The following is a 16,366-nucleotide window of genomic DNA, read 5'->3' on the forward strand; positions in this document are numbered from 1 at the left end:
TTCATCCTCCTAGGACACAAAGTTTACAACTTATTTGTGTCTAGGAAAATCTGGTCGATTCATTAAGATGAATCAACCATTTGCGTTCTTTTTCGATGCAGACCATTCTGAACTAGGAAGTTATTATGGTCCACCATGTACTTCTAAAATTGTGTCCGCAGCAGAGTCAAGTGCGCAAATTGTGAATACACAGGTCTTAAGAGGCGATATCATGCCTTACTTATTAGCAAATAAAATAAGTGAGGTATCAAAAGGCAAGTCGAAAAGTACAAGTAGTTTTATGGTAAGCCACTCTATGTCGCTTGATAAGGAGCTATACAAACTTATTCTATGTGATTTTTCTGAATCTTTAGATGAGGGTTGGAATACGGTCGATACAGTCAATTTTCCATTCAAAATGGCTAGAACCAATATATGGTGCATTGTACTGACTAGCATTTCTCAAGAGTTGGCAGCCGAAATTGATCAAAAAACTAATACGTACCTCCCATATTTAGGCGCGTGTTTAATTGATACTGGTAACCCTCTCCATTTGAGGTTATTTCAACTTCAGCTAATGGATGGAGCTTTTATTCAAAATAATCAATTCTATTATCGGTCAGATTATATAGATGATTATGAAGAAGATTTATCATCAGCAGAATCATATGGCTCAATGAGTAAACCTATATTGTTGGAACCAGAGAATTTCGTTGCCAAGGCACCCCATTCGATTGAAGCTTCAACCACTTCTATACGGGGGGCTTTATCCATGGCTAGGATTAACGGTAAATCTCAGCCTACCCATAGTCAGAAAGTAGCTCGTGAACTATTAGATTACCTTCAAGGTAACCCTGAAATCGAAGATGTATATTATAAGGTTAACTTTAATCATAAATATGGTGACTTCGTTTGCGAGAAGAATAAAGTTAAAAATTACCTTCTAAATTTAGACCATTCAGATGGCGGTTCTAAAGCTAAATTTTTCATTAATACCTTAGGAATCAAGCGTGAAGACTGGAGGTACCTTGCCGATCAAATATCAGGTGCTATGAAAACAGCGTCAATATTTAGGTTGAAGCACAATAACCACGGTATAAATCATGGAGCTTTAATAGAAATTATAGGGCGAAACAACCGACGGGCTATAATTCAAACGGGTTGGATGGTTAATAGTGGTAGTGCTCCAAGACTTGTTACTGCATACCCCTATAAAGAGCCTTTAGATATACAATTTGATGCAGCACCTCAAAACATATCCCCTATTGGCCTAAAAGGGAATGCTAGGTGGAGTGATATATATCAGCGAACGAATGTTGCAGGAGAGCTAGCCGCTCAAGAGTGTATCCCAACTCCTATGACATTGGCTGAGTACTCTCCTATTTTTGATGGGGCTTGTGGTTTTGCTTGGGTTACTGTTCCAGACGCACGAAAAGGCATGGCTAGGTGGTTAAAAGATAATAATATTGGGCATCGGAATTACAAAAGTGGCTGGGATGTGCCAGCAAATCCGATACCAATACATGAAAATACTTGGGATATGCAGTCAATTGAACCGAAAAAAGCTTACGCTGAAGCTTTTGGAAAAGTGCTAAGAGATAACGGTATTGATTGTAAAGTTTCTAGTCGATTAGACTAGGTGCTTAATAATTTTAGAAAACGATGAGGTGACCTAAGCGCCTGTTGTTGCTGTATAACTTCCAGTAAAATTGGCTTGTTTAAATCTCAAGAAATGCAGGCTTTGTTAGAGTTTCTTCATCTCCTTTAATTTTGAATATGCTTCCATGTATGAATATGAAGTTTGATCTATACCAGAGTTAAATGAGGCATTTTCAACAGATATAAACGAGCAGATTAAAAGTACAATGCCCTTTAACAGCCAGCGAGGAAATTTTTTTTCATTTTGGCTTACGGCAAAGCTTGGATCATTTGAAGCAGTTCTTCCTTGGAAATTCATAAATGATGTAGTGAGGCTTAAATTTTTCAGAATTTTGATTTTATGATTAGGCAGTTTGGCTAAATATTCTCTAAAATTATTTAGGTCTAATTTTTCTTGCTCTTTGGCTAGTACTTTAAGTGTTTTAATACAACTACCTTTAAGTTTTCTTTTATCCTTTAGTGGCCTTGATGCATCTGCAATTAGTCGTTTTACAAGAGTTTTATTTGTAGCTTCGCCACAAAACTCAACCAGCTTTCTTATTTCATCCAAAAGATCTTTACCCACTATAATTGTCTCAAGATCGATATCAAGCTTAACGAGAAAGCTTGTGACACGACGGCTTCGCTTGATTACGGATATAGATAAACCTAATTCTTTAGCAAAAGTGTGACCTTTCCCCTGAAATTAGTACCACTTCTTCAATGAGATAATTCATATTAAGCAGCCCGTTTCGCGAACTCAACAGGTGATAAATAATTCAGTGAGCTATGCGGTCGAACATGGTTGTAGTGCTCACGCCATTTATCGATTAAATGACTCGCTATCCGCTTTCTATCCGAAGGCTTTACCACTTTTTTGAAAGTACATCCTTCATTCCTTCTACTTCAAGCAGCTTTTCCGCTAATAGCCGTTTGAGCTTATTGTTTTCAGCTTCAAGCGCTTTAAGACGTTTTGCTTCATTGACTTCAAGGCCTGCATATTTGCTACGCCAGTTATAAAACGTACCAGTAGATATGCCCATTTCTCGGCAAATATCGTCAACTTTAGTGCCTGCTTCATGCTGTTTGATGGCTCGAATGATTTGTTCTTCGGTGTAACGTTTTTTCATTTTGAGATCTCCACTGTCTCCAGTTTATTGGAAATCTCATCAAAGTCATGGTCTTAATTTCGGGGGAAAGGTCAGAGGAAATCGGTGAAGACAGTATTTCTAACGATTTAAAAATAAAGCTTCTTTATAACCTTCTTTATGTTAACTCTGAAAAACCTGGTAAATTGATTTCAGATTACAATACAACTGACCACCCTTTAATGGATGCCCTAGATAAAAGTGTGAAATATGCTGATGCTGTTGAGAAGTTGAGAAAAATCCCTGGCTTTACCGCTATGGCAAACAAGCTAGAAAAAGAAGGCAAAGAAAAAATAAAGCAAGCCGATGATAAAGTCACTTCAATTGTAAAATCTCAGGTTGGTGAGGAAAATGTCGAAAGACAAGACACAGCATAGAATTTTTTAAACCAGTGTTTTCAGAATATTTAGCTGCTTAATTGATTGTTATTACAACTTAAACTGAGCAGCAAACATCTGATAACCATATTCTTTTTGATATTTCAGATAAAACTCAACTTCGCGTGATAAATCAGCCAGTGCTTGGGAGCCTTTCATGCCAGTAGATAACTCGTTAATTCGCTGTTGTAAGGGGAGGTAATAGTTATCCCAAGAGGCCTGCTGGTAAGTAAAATCAGCAATTAGCTGATATCCTGCTTTGGCAATTTGTTTTCTTCTGGTCTCAATGGTTTGGATATCGGGGTAGTCTTTTTGCCAATGCGCTGTCACATCTTTGCTTGGCTTATTTGTCAGCAAAACGAGATCACTAAACACCAGTAAACCGTTATCAGTTAGTAGTGGTTTCCAAGCAGTCAGTGCGTTTTCCACCCCCATAATATAAGCAGATGATTCTGCCCAAATCATATCAAAGCTATTAGGCTCAAATGGCAAGTCGGTCATAGTCGCACAAAGGGTTTTAACCGAGCTTTTTAACTTTACTTTAGGCTGGCTTTGAAGCATTTGTTTGACACTGGCTAGAGCTGTCTCTTCGTTGTCCACTGCAGTAATTTCAGCTTTTAAATGCTGCGCCAGTACTTTGGTCGCTAAGCCTTTACCACAGCCAATTTCGAGTACTCTCTTTGGCTTGCTTGTGAGTAGCGAAAGGGCGTGTAGCGTTTCACTCTCACCACCAGGCCCCCACCGCTCAAGTCCGTCAAAAACGTGCATAAAGTCAGCCATATATTGATCGTGTTGTGTCATATTTTTTGATAACCATTTCATTCGAAAGGCTTCTTTCTCGCTAAAGCCTTGTGTTAAAAGCCAATTAAAATGTGCTTTTGGTGTGTCGTGAATTGCCTTTTGATGCCAGCTTTGTTCGTTAACCTCAGCGTTTAAGCCAGCCATGGCTGCAAGCATTTCTCGGGCTTGCTGCTTCTGTAATATCTCTTCGTCCAATTTGGCAAGCCGTTGTTTAAGCATTTCTTTATCAACTTGGTGTGCCAAACAAGTTTTACATTCTTTTAACGACAAGCCACCAAGCTGAAGTTGTTGAATAAACTTTACTTGCTCAACATCTAATGCTGAATACAGCCGATAGCCATTCGCTTGTCGCTGCCCTTTGATAAGGCCGAGTTTTTCATAGTAGAGCAGGGCTGTTCTCGAAAGTCCCACTTGGTTTGTCAGCTCAGAGATACGGTACATTCTTGATGCTCATTTAAGTCTTGATAACTACTGTAAACTATAAAGTAATAGACAGGTCAACCAACATATTAAGCGAGCTTACCGATTATTTAGAGCGTGGTGGTGATTAACTTAAGTAGCGCGACGAACGGCTAACAGAAGATGAACACGCTTCGCAGCTTAGCTCACCAACTCACCTTCACAGCTTAGCTGTAGCAACTTGAAAGCAGTAACCTATCTGTCATATATTGAAGTTATCTAAAGTGACAGGAAGTTCAAGATAGTGGACAAGGAAATTGAAGCCCTCAAGGCCGAGCTGGCTTCGCTTGAAGCCGATGTAAATCAGCGTTTTCGAGCGATGGAATCTCGTTTAAACAGCTTGGCGCGTAATGACGTTACTGCTGAGCAGGGTGAGTTGGCAAGTGTGCCTGAAACGTCAGACAATTCTGTTTTGCATCATAAGCAAATCGACTCTGGGCAAACAAATACTGAATCATCTTTTTCTTTTTCATCTTCTCAAAGCCCAATTCCTCACGATTCTTCAGAAACTAGCAAAATACACTCTAAAGAAACCACAGCTGACGGCAGCCATACACAATTAGCGCAGGCATCAAAAACGAAATCGTATTTTTCCATTTGGGAATTTTTACAGCCTTTGCTGTTCTCGATTTTTGATTGGTTATCTCCGCTGGTCAATGCTTATGAATCCTACAAGTCACGGGGAATGTTAGGCATTGTATTTTTAACTATCGCAGGTGTGGGCCTAACGCTGGCGGGCTTTGGTTACCTGATGCAATTGTTAATAGATCAACTCGGCGTTGGCGCTAAGTCATTATTAATGGCGCTAGCGGCAATTGGTGTTATCGGCTTAGGCATTGGATTAAGGCTTAAAACTTGCTTTAGTGAATTTGCGACGGCCATTGTGATGCTGGGATTATTGCTGGCATATAGCACAGTGTATTTTACCGGCAGTGTTTATGGGCTTATTCCTAGCCTTGTTGTGCTGTTTCTGTACTTTGTTGTCGCCATTGTTTGTCATGGCTTAGCACTTTGGCTTGGGGCAAATCTCGTCGCGGGTATGGGGATTATTGGTATTGCGACTATGCCTATATTGTCCAACACTGTGCAAGTTGAATCACTTTACTATTTGCTATCGTTACTCTTTATCGCTGGTAGTAGCTTGCTATTGGCTTATCGCAAGGCAATGCCGTGGCTAGCGAATGTCTGTTTGGCATTTTGTGTATTGGCACTGGAGTGGGTGATCGGTATTGAAGAAACGAAAGTGTCAGCGTTTGCCGTTAATTTATTCTATTTACTCTTTTTTGCTTATACCTCGTTGGTGCTAAGCAAGCCGCTAGATAATGTGAAGCAAAGCAATAGCATACTCATTTTCTTCGCTGCCTTGATTGGGGCGGTAGTACTTCTTTTTTGGCAATCGAGCGGTTTTAGTTCAACTGCAGTGGCTGCTAGCTTTTTACTGAATTTTGCTGCTGCAATCGCTGTGAGTACCATGTTTTATCGAATAAAACTGCCATACACACATTTTTTCGTTTTGTCTGGTGTGCTATGGGCGGTATTAACAGTTGTTAGTTTAGTCAGCGATAGCTATTGGGGGATCGCTTGGGCGGCAGAAGGAATACTGTTACTTTACCTTGGCAGGCAATACCTAATGCCAAATGTTGTCAACCAAGGGCAAGTATTAATCGGGTTATCACTCGGTTATTGTTGGTTTGGGCTCGCGCCATACTTTCCAACACCTGCGTTACAAACTGCTGATGGTTGGCTACTTTCGACTGCTATTATTGCAACTATTGGCATTTGGCAACGGTTAATCACGCAGGCAAGTCTGTTTGGCAACATCACCACACAACGTGTTAAACCAGCTTTGCAATTAATCGAAGTTGTTTGGTTGTCTGTTTTGCTGGTTTCTAGCTTGTCTATTTGGATAGGCAATTGGACGGGGGCAGTGATTATCCTTTGGCAACTTGCGGTTTTAATGCGGGCAAAGCAGTGTCGCCAAGCAAGTATTGAGGGCGTTGCCGTTGTACTGATTTTGGTTGCTCTTTTTTACGTGAATGTTGGCGCGCAACTGGTGAATAGTTACCGCTTTACAGCCTTACCATTATTCGCCCAATTAGCGCTTGTATCTGCCTTTATTCAGCTTTGGCTATGGGCTGAGTTTTATCGTAGAGCAAAGGTAGAAAGTAAACTTATTCCTTATGCTGAAAACGCCCGTATTTTGTTCTATTTGCTATTGCCTATCTGTTGGATTGGTACAGCAACTAGGCGCTTAGACGAGGATGTGCTGGCGCTGCTCTGGTTATCTCCTATGATTGCACACTTGCTTGCCCATAAGCTAAAGCAAGACATTATTGTCAAAGAAGCAAAGTTGCTGACACTCTTCACTAGTCTACTATTTATCGGCTTAATTGCGGTTGTTGAGCCTATATTGGGGCTGTTTGCTATCGCTGGGTTTGCAATTTTATACGGCGTCGCGTTTTATATTGAAAGGCAAGCGATAGACAAAGCGCTTGAACAATATATTTGTTCATGGGGAATAGTATCGCTTAGCTTTGCGCTGCCTATTTATATCGCAAGCTATACCAATAGCATGCTGATTGGCGTATTGTTGGGCGCGGTTATTTGGCTAACTCACTTAGTGTTCATAAAGTATTCTTCACACTTGATGCGCAACGAGCGGTTAATTGTCGCTGTAGTTGGCATGTCAATAATACTAGCATGGGGGCTTACCTTCGTTGACGCGCTATACGCGTTGGTGCCAATGGCATTTCTGTTGGCTTCGTGGCAAAGAAAAGGGTTATTGGAAAGCACGCTTATTGGCAGATTCTTTGGTGAGAACACGCCATTATTGCTACATGCTTTAGGCGCTGTTTCTTATGTTGTGACTATGCTCGCGTTGGCTAGCTATCGCTTTGATTTACTCATTGCGCCAAGTTTAGCCATTCATGGCGCACTTATTTTATTCCTTCAAGATAAGCGTTTAGTGGTTGTTAAGTTTGGATTTTCAATACTTCTGCTCGGCATTGCTAAGCTTGCCATCATTGACGCTGCAAATGCCTTACTTTGGCAAAAAGTTATCTTATTTATGGGCATAGGCGCATTTATTTTGGTTGCATCATTTTGGTATCAACGCTTATCTAACAAAGAAGCAGGCAAAGCCGACGAGCTGAATAAGTCATTTGTCAATGAGGCGGGGTAACACCTAAAGATTGCTTAAATCTTATCTATTGGGCTTCCTGTTGGTAGCCCAATAGCGCCGACTTGGGTTTACATTTATTGCGTAGCGCTTTATCCTTTGCGCCAATTGTGATCTATTCTTTTGTTATGCAAGCGTTTCTCTCTAAAGTTATTTTGTGGTTGTTAATGGTGATGGTGGTGTCTTCTCAGACATCGGCATTTGCTACGCATAACTGCAATATGAGCCACGCTTCCAGCACTGAGGTCACCGAACAAAACACTCATGCTCACCACAATCAAACTCAACACACTCAGGTTCATCAAAAGCAGTCTAGCCACCAACAAGAAGATCAAACACTAATTGAATCTAAGGATAGTTTGCACGCAGAGCATGCTATGCATATGGCTAGTATGAATGAGACTATTAGCGAAAGTGATCACGCCAGCATGAGTGATATGGATTGCTGCGGTGCTGATTGTTCATGTCCAATGGCGAGCTGTTCAAGTGTCACAGCTTTTAGTGACAATTCTTCACTCGCATTGGCGTTTAATTCAGATAAGGTTCTTGGCCTTACACAAGTCGCTTTGCGCGGCATATTCTCTTCTTTATTCAAACCTCCAATACACGATTAATAGCCCTGGCGTTATTGCGCCCCAAATAAGGGCTTATTGCGCCCCCAATTCACCTTTTATTATTGTTTTTGCACTTTTAGTTAGTTTTTTGACTAGCGATTAGTGCATGTTGTTAAAGCTTTTTAGCTACAAGTTGGCATTACGTCCTTTATTCCGGTTGTGGTTTTATCCCTGATGGTTTTAAAGGTTGTGTGCTTACATAGAAGCTAGGGCTGGGCACGGGAGTGTCGCTATGGTTTTCGTTACAAGTATTGTTAATTTTTATCATCAAGTTCGCCACGGCGGTAGGCTGTATAACGCAGCTTTGTCGCTGGTCATTACTATTGCTAGTGCTTATTTACCTGCTGGAAATGCTAGTACTGTTTCCAGCTCGACTAATGTGTCCTCCATTTTAACCTTGGAAAAGGCTATTAACCTCGCTGTGAGTGAAGATCCATGGCTGAATCAAAGCCAGTATCAAGAACAGGCAAGCCTTGCCAAAGGCGAAGCCGCGATGAGCTTTTCAGACCCTGTAATTTCGATTGGGGTGCAAAACTTGCCTACTGATTCATGGGATTTTAACCAAGAAAATATGACACAGCTAAGATTAGGTATCAGTCAGCCATTACCAAGAAAAGGCGAACGAGCGATACGAAAGTCGCAGTTTGATCTAACAGCAGGCAAGCAACCTCTGTTGCGGTTGGACAGAAGTGCGCAGCTTAAACGCCAAGTTTCTTTGTTATGGTTAGAAGCATTTCGAGCACAGCAGGTGATTCAATTTATTGAAGCTGATCGCGCTTTGTTTGAAAAACTAGTGGATAGCTCAAAGGCAAGTTATGGCAGTGTTAGCGGCAAGGTGAAGCAGCAAGACATTATTGCCGCGCAGCTCGAGTTATTGCAGCTCGATGATAGGTTAGCAACTGAGCAGCAAGAATATTTAGCTGCGCTAGGTGCCTTGTTTGAGTACCTGCCAAGCGATGTAGCGGGATTAGAATATTTATCAATCCAGTTACCTAGCCGCCTACCTTTGGTTGACTTTAGCGGTCGCAACAAAAGCCATAGTCAGGCGAATCTTGTGCAGCGTTTTTTAACGCATCCTAAAATTCGCGCGCAAAGCATAGATGAAAAAGTTGCGCAGCAAAGCGTTAAACTTGCCAAAACTCAGTATCAGCCTAAATGGCAGCTCAATGCGAGCTATGGTTATCGTGACGATGCAGACAACCGTTTTATCAATGAAACTAATAGTGGCGAGCGCGCTGACTTTTTCTCCGTTGGGGTAAGTGTTGAAGTGCCACTGTTTACTGAAAAGCGCCAAGATAACTGGCTGTTAGCGGCAACGGCAGAAAGTGAAGCGGTAAAAACAGAGCAACGTTTGCTACTGCAAAAAATGCTTGGTGAAACAGAGAAAGAGCTGGCAAATGTTGTCGGTTTAAAAAAACGCCAAGCCCTATATCAATCGCAAATTCTTGAACAAACTCAGCAGCAATCAAAAGCAACGCTAACGGCTTATACCAATGCTAATGGCAACTTTACCGATGTGGTGAGAGCGCGCATCGCTGAGCTTAATGCCAAAGTAACGGCATTGGCCATAGATGTAGAGCTGCTCAAAGCGGTCAGTCGCTTAAATTATTACTTCACCACAACGACCGAAAACACGGCAAGTAAATAAGATTTTTGTTAGGAAATTTTATGAATACAAAGTTAAAAAAAATAGCGATTAAACCGATCGCATTGTTAATCTTTGGCATAGCCTTAGGCGTGCTTGGCGGATATTTATTGTTCCCGTCGGGGGCTGATAACCGAGGTGAAGCTACTCAAGGTGAGACAGCCGAAAGCACAAGCGAAAAAGAGAAAAAACCATTGTATTGGGTTGCGCCAATGGACGCTAACTATCGCCGCGACCAACCAGGTAAATCGCCCATGGGCATGGATCTTGTTCCTGTTTATGAAGATGAAATAAGCTCGCAAGGTGGTGGAAAAGATTACGGTGAAGGTGCGGTAAGCATAGCGCCACATGTGATTAATAATCTCGGTGTTCGCACCGCGATCGCCAAAAAAGCATCACTTGTGCATCAAATAAACACACTAGGTGTGGTGCAATACGATCAAGACTCTATCGTGCATATTCACCCGCGAGTTGCTGGTTGGGTAGAACAACTTTTTGTCAAAGCTGCTGGGGATCAAGTTAAGGCAGAGCAGCCGCTTTATACCTTGTACTCACCTGAATTAGTCAATGCGCAAGAAGAGTTCTTAATTGCGCTTAACCGCGCCAATGTTGCTAGCACTGCTAATGCGCAAGCCTCCAAAAGCTTTCCAAATAACAGTTTAGTAAAAGCGGCTAAAGCTCGTTTAAGCGCGCTGCACTTGAGTGAATCTTTTATTGAACGCTTAACCAAGTCGCGTCAAGTACAGCAAAACGTTACTTTTTACGCGCCCAAGTCAGGGGTGATCAACAATCTAAAAATTCGTGAAGGCTTTTATGTTGAGCCGGGTAATACGCTGATGAGCATTGGCGATTTATCTTCCGTGTGGGTTGAAGCACAAGTGCTAGAAAGTGATGCAAGCTTTATCACGATAGGTAACAACGTCAGTATGTCACTCGATTTTTTACCGGGTCAAACATGGGAAGGTGAAGTTGATTATATTTATCCAACCTTACGTGCTGATAATCGCACGCTACGAGCTCGGCTTAAATTTACTAACCCTAATGAGCAATTAAAGCCGAATATGTATGCTCAGGTTACGATTGATGCAACGCCAAGTGAGCCTACCGTTAATGTGCCATTATCAGCAGTTATTCGCACTGGGCTGCAAGATCGCGTGGTATTGGCATTAGGTGACGGACAGTTTAAGTCGGTTGCAGTTAGTTTAGGGCAAGTAAGTGGTGAGCAAGTTGCCATTCTTGATGGCCTAGGAGCTGGCATAGAAGCTGGCGATGAAGTGGTTATTTCCGCTCAGTTTTTAATTGATTCAGAATCGAGTGTTTCATCTGATTTTATGCGTATGTCGTCGATGGCCGGTGATACAGCTGCCACTGCGACAGTTAACGGGATTGTTAATGCCATCGTTTATGCAGACATTCGTGCAGACGTTGATGCAGAAGAGGGAAATGCACAACGCGTTATCAATATTTCTCGTAAAGCGATTGAAAAGTGGCAACGACCAGCCACTACAATGGATTTCATGGTTAGTGATAACTTGGATTTATCAGCAGTAAAGAGCGGTGATAAAGTGCGTTTTACTTTTGAGATACGTGCTGGTGATTTTGTTGTTACAGAGATAACCGCTATCGATGCTAGCGAGGCTAGCCAATGATCGCGCGTATAATTTACTGGTCTATTCACAATCGGTTATTGGTTTTACTGTTAACCTTGATGCTTGTCGCTGGCGGTTTATATGCGTTAAAACAAACGCCCGTAGATGCAATTCCAGATTTGTCTGACGTGCAAGTGATCGTCAAAACCTCATATCCGGGTCAGGCGCCACAAGTGGTTGAAGATCAAGTGACTTACCCGCTAACCACGGCAATGTTATCGGTGCCGGGCGCAAAAACGGTGCGTGGCTATTCGTTTTTTGGCGATTCTTACGTTTATATTATTTTCGATGATGATACCGACTTGTACTGGGCACGATCGCGGGTGTTAGAGTATTTGTCACAAGTTACACCGAGTTTGCCTGCTGCTGCAAAGCCACAATTAGGGCCAGATGCAACCGGTGTTGGTTGGATTTATGTTTACGCGCTGCAAGACAAAACCGGTCAGCACGATATTAGCCAGCTTCGCAGTATTCAAGACTGGTTTTTAAAGTACGAATTGCAAGCGGTTGCTGGCGTATCGGAAGTGGCAGCCGTTGGCGGTATGGTCAATCAATACCAAGTGGTGGTGAATCCGAATAAGCTGCGCGCCTTCAATATTCCGCTGAGTCATATTCAAATGGCGATACAGCAGGGTAACCAAGAAGCAGGTGCATCCGTCGTTGAAATGGCAGAAGCGGAATATATGGTTACCACCAGTGGCTATATTCAATCAAAGCAAGACCTAGCGGCTATTCCCTTAGGTCTTCCTGCCGATAAAAACAATCAAGGCAAACCATTACTGCTAGGCGATATTGCGGATATTCAGCTTGGCCCACAAATGCGCCGTGGCATTGCTGAGCTTAACGGCGAAGGTGAAACTGTTGGCGGTGTGGTGGTGATGCGTTTTGGAGAAAACGCCGAGCAAACCATTGCTGGCGTTAAAGCAAAGCTTGAAGAGCTAAAGCAGGGGCTGCCAGACGGTGTTGAAATTGTCACAGTCTACGATCGCGCTAATTTAATTGAGCGTGCTGTTGAAAACCTATGGTCAAAACTGTTGGAAGAATTGGCGATAGTTGCGCTGGTCTGTGCGGTATTTTTGTTTCATCTGCGCTCCGCGGTGGTTGCGGTTATCAGCCTGCCAATTGGGATTCTAGTGGCCTTTATCATTATGTATTGGCAAGGCATTAATGCCAACATTATGTCGTTAGGCGGTATTGCGATTGCAATTGGCGCGATGACCGATGGTGCAATTGTGATGATTGAAAATATGCACAAGCATCTGGAAAAAGCTTCTTCGAATGGCGCAATAGATAATAAGGCGCGCTGGCAGTTAGTGGCAAAATCTGCTGCCGAAGTTGGGCCTGCATTATTCTTTAGTTTATTGATTATTACCGTAAGCTTTTTACCTGTATTTATATTGGAAGCGCAAGAAGGGCGAATGTTCTCGCCACTCGCTTACACCAAAACCTATGCAATGGCCGCTGCAGCGGGTTTAGCAATTACGCTAGTTCCTGTGCTGATGGGCTATTTTATTCGTGGCAAGCTGGTGTCTGAACGCAAAAATCCAATTAATCGTTTGTTAATTACTATTTACCTGCCTGTGTTAAGCGCTGTACTTAAATTTCCAAAATCGACCGTATTAGCGGCCTTGGTGGTGACTTACATTGGCTTTATGCCAGTGAATCAAATTGGTAGCGAGTTTATGCCTTCGCTGGACGAAGGGGATTTAATGTATATGCCAACCACGTATCCGGGCCTATCGATTGGTAAAGCCAGGGAGCTACTACAGCAAACCGACAAGTTGATTCGTACCATTCCCGAAGTGCAAAACGTGTTTGGCAAAATTGGCCGGGCTGAAACCGCAACAGACCCTGCGCCACTTACCATGATTGAAACTTTTATTCAGCTGAAACCGCGAAGCCAGTGGCGAGCGGGAATAACCACCGATTATTTAATCGCTGAGCTGGATCAATTGGTGAAATTTCCCGGATTAACCAACGCTTGGGTGATGCCGATTAAAACCCGTATCGATATGCTTGCCACGGGGATTAAAACGCCAGTTGGCATTAAAATCGCGGGTAGTGATTTAGCGGTGATCGAGCAAATTGGCCAACAAATCGAGCAAGTGCTAGGTGAACATCAAGGTACAGCCTCTGTTTATGCCGAACGTGTTGCGGGTGGGCGCTATATCGATATTGACATTGATCGCATTAAAGCGTCGCATTATGGATTAAGTATCGCCGAGGTTCAGCAAGTGGTGGCAACTGCTGTCGGTGGCATGAATATCGGGCAAACGGTGGAAGGACTCGCGCGCTATCCGATCAATTTGCGCTACCCGCAAGATTTCCGCAATTCGCCAGAGCAGCTGGCTCGCTTGCCGATAGTAACAGCTAGTGGCTTACATATAGCGCTAGGCGATGTTGCAAATATTGGTATCAAATTGGGGCCACCAGCCATTAAAAGCGAAAATGCACGGTTAAATGGTATTGTCTTTGTTGATGTCGACCCTGACGTTGATCTTGCTAGCTATGTAACCAGCGCAAAAGCTATGCTTGCCGAAGAAATACCGTTGCCTGTGGGCTATTCGCTCACTTGGGCGGGGCAATATGAGTATATGGCCAGAGCGCAGGAAAAACTGACTTATGTATTGCCGCTGACGCTAGCGATTATTGTGATTTTGCTGTATTTGAATTTCCGTCAACTCACCGAAGTGGCGATTATTTTGGCAACACTGCCACTGGCAATGATTGGCGGTATTTGGCTGATTTACCTAGAGTCGTTTAATTTTTCTGTTGCCGTGGGCGTTGGTTTTATTGCCTTGGCAGGCGTAGCCGTGGAAATTGGCGTAATAATGCTGGTTTATCTTAATCAAGCTTATCAAGCGGCGTTAGATAAATGCCAGCAACGCAGCCAGTTAATGACTAATACCATGCTTATTGAAGCGATTTTGCAAGGGGCGGGAATGCGAGTTCGCCCTGTAGTGATGACGGTCGCCACCATTATCATTGGTTTGTTGCCGATTTTGTATGGCAGCGGCACGGGCGCTGAGGTGATGCGACGAATTGCCGCACCCATGGTGGGTGGTATGGTGTCGGCACTAGTGTTAACCTTACTGGTATTACCTGTTGTCTACTATCTCTGGCGAAGAAAAGGCATAAGAAAAAATTAGCAAAAATAGTTAGTTGCTACTAAGCCCAATATAAAAAAATGAACTCATTAACCACCATTATCCGTGCAAAATAAATACAAACAAAGCAAGCGCAACAAAAGCTGGCAGCAGCTAAGCCGAATTTGGCATAAATGGCTAATGGTGGTATTAGGTGTCCCATTTTTAATTTGGGCAATCACCGGCCTTTATATGGTGGCAATTAATATTCACTATATTCACGGCAACTCGTTGGTTCACAACCATCAAACAAAAATAGCGCCAAGTGATATTAGGCTCCCCATTATAGAGCTTGCAGGGCGTTACCCTAATATTCAATCTTTCACTATTGCCATGTTAATTGATAAACCTGTTTATCAATTAACGATAAAATCCAGTGAAAAGCATGGCGATGGCTCGCACACAATTAATAATAATCAAACACTACTTGTTGACGCCCAAACGGGTGCACAGTTATCGCCGCTTTCAAAAGCATTAGCACTTGCCGTTGCTGAACACGAATATACGGGCGAAGGTGAGGTAACGAGCGTCGAGTTGATTGCAGAAAATACGCCATTTGAGTTAAGTGCAAGACATTTACCTGTTTGGCGAATTGATTATCAAGGGTTAGATGGTGCCAGTATTTATGTGTCAGCGTTAACGGGGCAAGTGGTTACCAAACGCCACAACTATTGGCGTGTTTTTGATTACTTCTTTCGTTTTCATTTAATGGATTATCAAGATGGTGAAGCTGACAACCAATTGTTGTTCGCGACAATAATCGCAAGCTTGCTGGCGGTGTTTAGCGGTATGGTTTTACTGTACTTTCGTATAAAACCCCGTATGACATCTCGCTTGAAATCTCGTATGACACTCCGAATGACATCTCGCAAGGAATTTCTCGTATCAAAGCCAAATCTTCGACAAGACCACCAGCCAAATACTGACTTTGTGCACTCATCTAGCGCCCAGCAAGGAGAGTCTCATGCGGTGGATTAGAACAACGCATAAATGGCTATCTTTGCTACTGGCGTTGCAAGTATTACTGTGGCTACTTTCTGGTTTGTATTTTAATGTCATGGATAGCCATAAGGCACGAGGCAATACGTATCGCGCTAGCAGCAGTGCAGTGCTAGCGGCGCATCAACAAACGGGTATTGATATAAATCAGTTGATAGAGCCTAGTGTTATTCTTAGCAAAGCATCTTCTGCAACCGATATTCAACTCACGCAATTGCTTGGCGAGCCGATTTACATTGTCCGTCATGAAAAGGGGGTGTATCGACATTTTGTCAATCAATACAGCCTATTCCACGCCTATACGGGCGAGCCTTTTAGCTTGACCGAAAGCCATATCCGCCAAATAGCCAAGGCAAGCTATTCAGGGCAAGGCGATATTGTAAATGCGAGCTTTTATGAGTCAAACCTGTCGGAATTTCCCCATCAGCAAAATCCAAGTTGGCAGGTCAATTTTGCTGATGAACTGGCGACAAGTGTTTATATTGAATCCGCGACGGGACGAGTAATAGGGCATAGCGACCAGAACAAACGCTTAGCCGATATTGCCTTCATGCTGCATTTTATGGACTACGGCAAAAGCGGCAATTTTAATCATGGGTTGATTATTTTCTTTGCCTTGTGTTTCGTGTGGCTTGCCATTAGTGGTGTTATTTGGTCTGTGCAACTGGCAGCACAAGGTGAATATCGAATTGGCAAAAAAATCTATTAAGTTCATGACTTTTCGATTCTTTTA

Annotated in this window: 12 protein-coding genes and 1 pseudogene; 9 read left to right on the top strand and 4 right to left on the bottom strand. The window is 42.8% G+C overall.

Translation table 11 applies throughout. The features are described 5' to 3' along the window. Positions 1-67 precede the first annotated feature (67 nt). Entirely contained in the window at positions 68-1,618 is a 1,551-nt protein-coding gene (locus DXX94_RS00005) for a DUF6883 domain-containing protein (protein WP_116013037.1), read from the top strand. A 105-nt stretch (positions 1,619-1,723) separates the two neighbouring features. Here the strand turns inward: DXX94_RS00005 and DXX94_RS00010 are convergent, their stop codons facing one another. The 3 genes and pseudogenes from DXX94_RS00010 to DXX94_RS00020 all read right to left on the bottom strand — a co-directional run. Continuing rightward, complete coding sequence (locus tag DXX94_RS00010) at positions 1,724-2,203, bottom strand: hypothetical protein (protein WP_116013038.1); 480 nt, start codon at positions 2,201-2,203, stop codon at positions 1,724-1,726. Positions 2,204-2,355: 152 nt separating this feature from the next. Further along, entirely contained in the window at positions 2,356-2,490 is a 135-nt protein-coding gene (locus DXX94_RS19705; RefSeq protein WP_116013039.1) for an integrase core domain-containing protein, read from the bottom strand. Next, positions 2,490-2,747 (bottom strand): annotated as a pseudogene (locus DXX94_RS00020) (transposase); the annotation flags it as partial. The pseudogene DXX94_RS00020 and the gene DXX94_RS19705, both read right to left, overlap by 1 nt. 47 nt (positions 2,748-2,794) lie before the next feature. Between DXX94_RS00020 and DXX94_RS00025 the strand changes: the two are divergent. Continuing rightward, on the top strand, positions 2,795-3,142 hold the full coding sequence (locus DXX94_RS00025) for a hypothetical protein (protein ID WP_116013040.1): 348 nt from the start codon (positions 2,795-2,797) through the stop codon (positions 3,140-3,142). Positions 3,143-3,193: 51 nt separating this feature from the next. Here the strand turns inward: DXX94_RS00025 and DXX94_RS00030 are convergent, their stop codons facing one another. Next, positions 3,194-4,384: a methyltransferase domain-containing protein gene (locus DXX94_RS00030; protein WP_116013041.1), complete on the bottom strand. Its 1,191-nt coding sequence runs from the start codon at positions 4,382-4,384 to the stop codon at positions 3,194-3,196. 262 nt (positions 4,385-4,646) lie between these two features. On the opposite strand from DXX94_RS00030, the gene DXX94_RS00035 reads away from it, so the two are divergent. The 7 genes from DXX94_RS00035 (at position 4,647) to DXX94_RS00065 (ending at position 16,342) form a co-directional block, all read left to right on the top strand. Continuing rightward, positions 4,647-7,583: a DUF2339 domain-containing protein gene (locus tag DXX94_RS00035; RefSeq protein WP_116013042.1), complete on the top strand. Its 2,937-nt coding sequence runs from the start codon at positions 4,647-4,649 to the stop codon at positions 7,581-7,583. Between the two features lie 176 nt (positions 7,584-7,759). Next, complete coding sequence (locus DXX94_RS00040) at positions 7,760-8,194, top strand: hypothetical protein (RefSeq protein ID WP_147302221.1); 435 nt, start codon at positions 7,760-7,762, stop codon at positions 8,192-8,194. A gap of 232 nt (positions 8,195-8,426) precedes the next feature. Then, positions 8,427-9,842, top strand: a complete 1,416-nt coding sequence (locus DXX94_RS00045) for a TolC family protein (protein WP_116013045.1) — start codon at positions 8,427-8,429, stop codon at positions 9,840-9,842. A 20-nt stretch (positions 9,843-9,862) separates the two neighbouring features. Then, on the top strand, positions 9,863-11,488 hold the full coding sequence (locus DXX94_RS00050) for an efflux RND transporter periplasmic adaptor subunit (RefSeq protein WP_116013047.1): 1,626 nt from the start codon (positions 9,863-9,865) through the stop codon (positions 11,486-11,488). Continuing rightward, positions 11,485-14,637, top strand: coding sequence for an efflux RND transporter permease subunit (locus DXX94_RS00055; protein ID WP_116013048.1), 3,153 nt, complete (start codon positions 11,485-11,487; stop codon positions 14,635-14,637). The genes DXX94_RS00050 and DXX94_RS00055 overlap by 4 nt, the downstream gene beginning before the upstream one ends. 63 nt (positions 14,638-14,700) lie before the next feature. Next, positions 14,701-15,612, top strand: a complete 912-nt coding sequence (locus tag DXX94_RS00060; RefSeq protein WP_116013050.1) for a PepSY domain-containing protein — start codon at positions 14,701-14,703, stop codon at positions 15,610-15,612. Next, positions 15,599-16,342: a PepSY domain-containing protein gene (locus DXX94_RS00065; protein WP_116013052.1), complete on the top strand. Its 744-nt coding sequence runs from the start codon at positions 15,599-15,601 to the stop codon at positions 16,340-16,342. The genes DXX94_RS00060 and DXX94_RS00065 overlap by 14 nt, the downstream gene beginning before the upstream one ends. Positions 16,343-16,366: the final 24 nt, after the last annotated feature.

The sequence above is a fragment of the Thalassotalea euphylliae genome (assembly GCF_003390375.1).
GTDB lineage: Bacteria > Pseudomonadota > Gammaproteobacteria > Enterobacterales > Alteromonadaceae > Thalassotalea_F > Thalassotalea_F euphylliae_A.

Bases quoted from the DNA above. Each gene is read 5' to 3' on its own strand.
- DXX94_RS00005 (WP_116013037.1), top strand. From the start codon at position 68: ATGAATCAACCATTTGCGTTCTTTTTCGATGCAGACCATTCTGAACTA.
- DXX94_RS00025 (WP_116013040.1), top strand. From the start codon at position 2,795: ATGGTCTTAATTTCGGGGGAAAGGTCAGAGGAAATCGGTGAAGACAGT.
- DXX94_RS00030 (WP_116013041.1), bottom strand. From the start codon at position 4,384: ATGTACCGTATCTCTGAGCTGACAAACCAAGTGGGACTTTCGAGAACA.
- DXX94_RS00045 (WP_116013045.1), top strand. From the start codon at position 8,427: ATGGTTTTCGTTACAAGTATTGTTAATTTTTATCATCAAGTTCGCCAC.
- DXX94_RS00050 (WP_116013047.1), top strand. From the start codon at position 9,863: ATGAATACAAAGTTAAAAAAAATAGCGATTAAACCGATCGCATTGTTA.
- DXX94_RS00055 (WP_116013048.1), top strand. From the start codon at position 11,485: ATGATCGCGCGTATAATTTACTGGTCTATTCACAATCGGTTATTGGTT.
- DXX94_RS00065 (WP_116013052.1), top strand. From the start codon at position 15,599: ATGCGGTGGATTAGAACAACGCATAAATGGCTATCTTTGCTACTGGCG.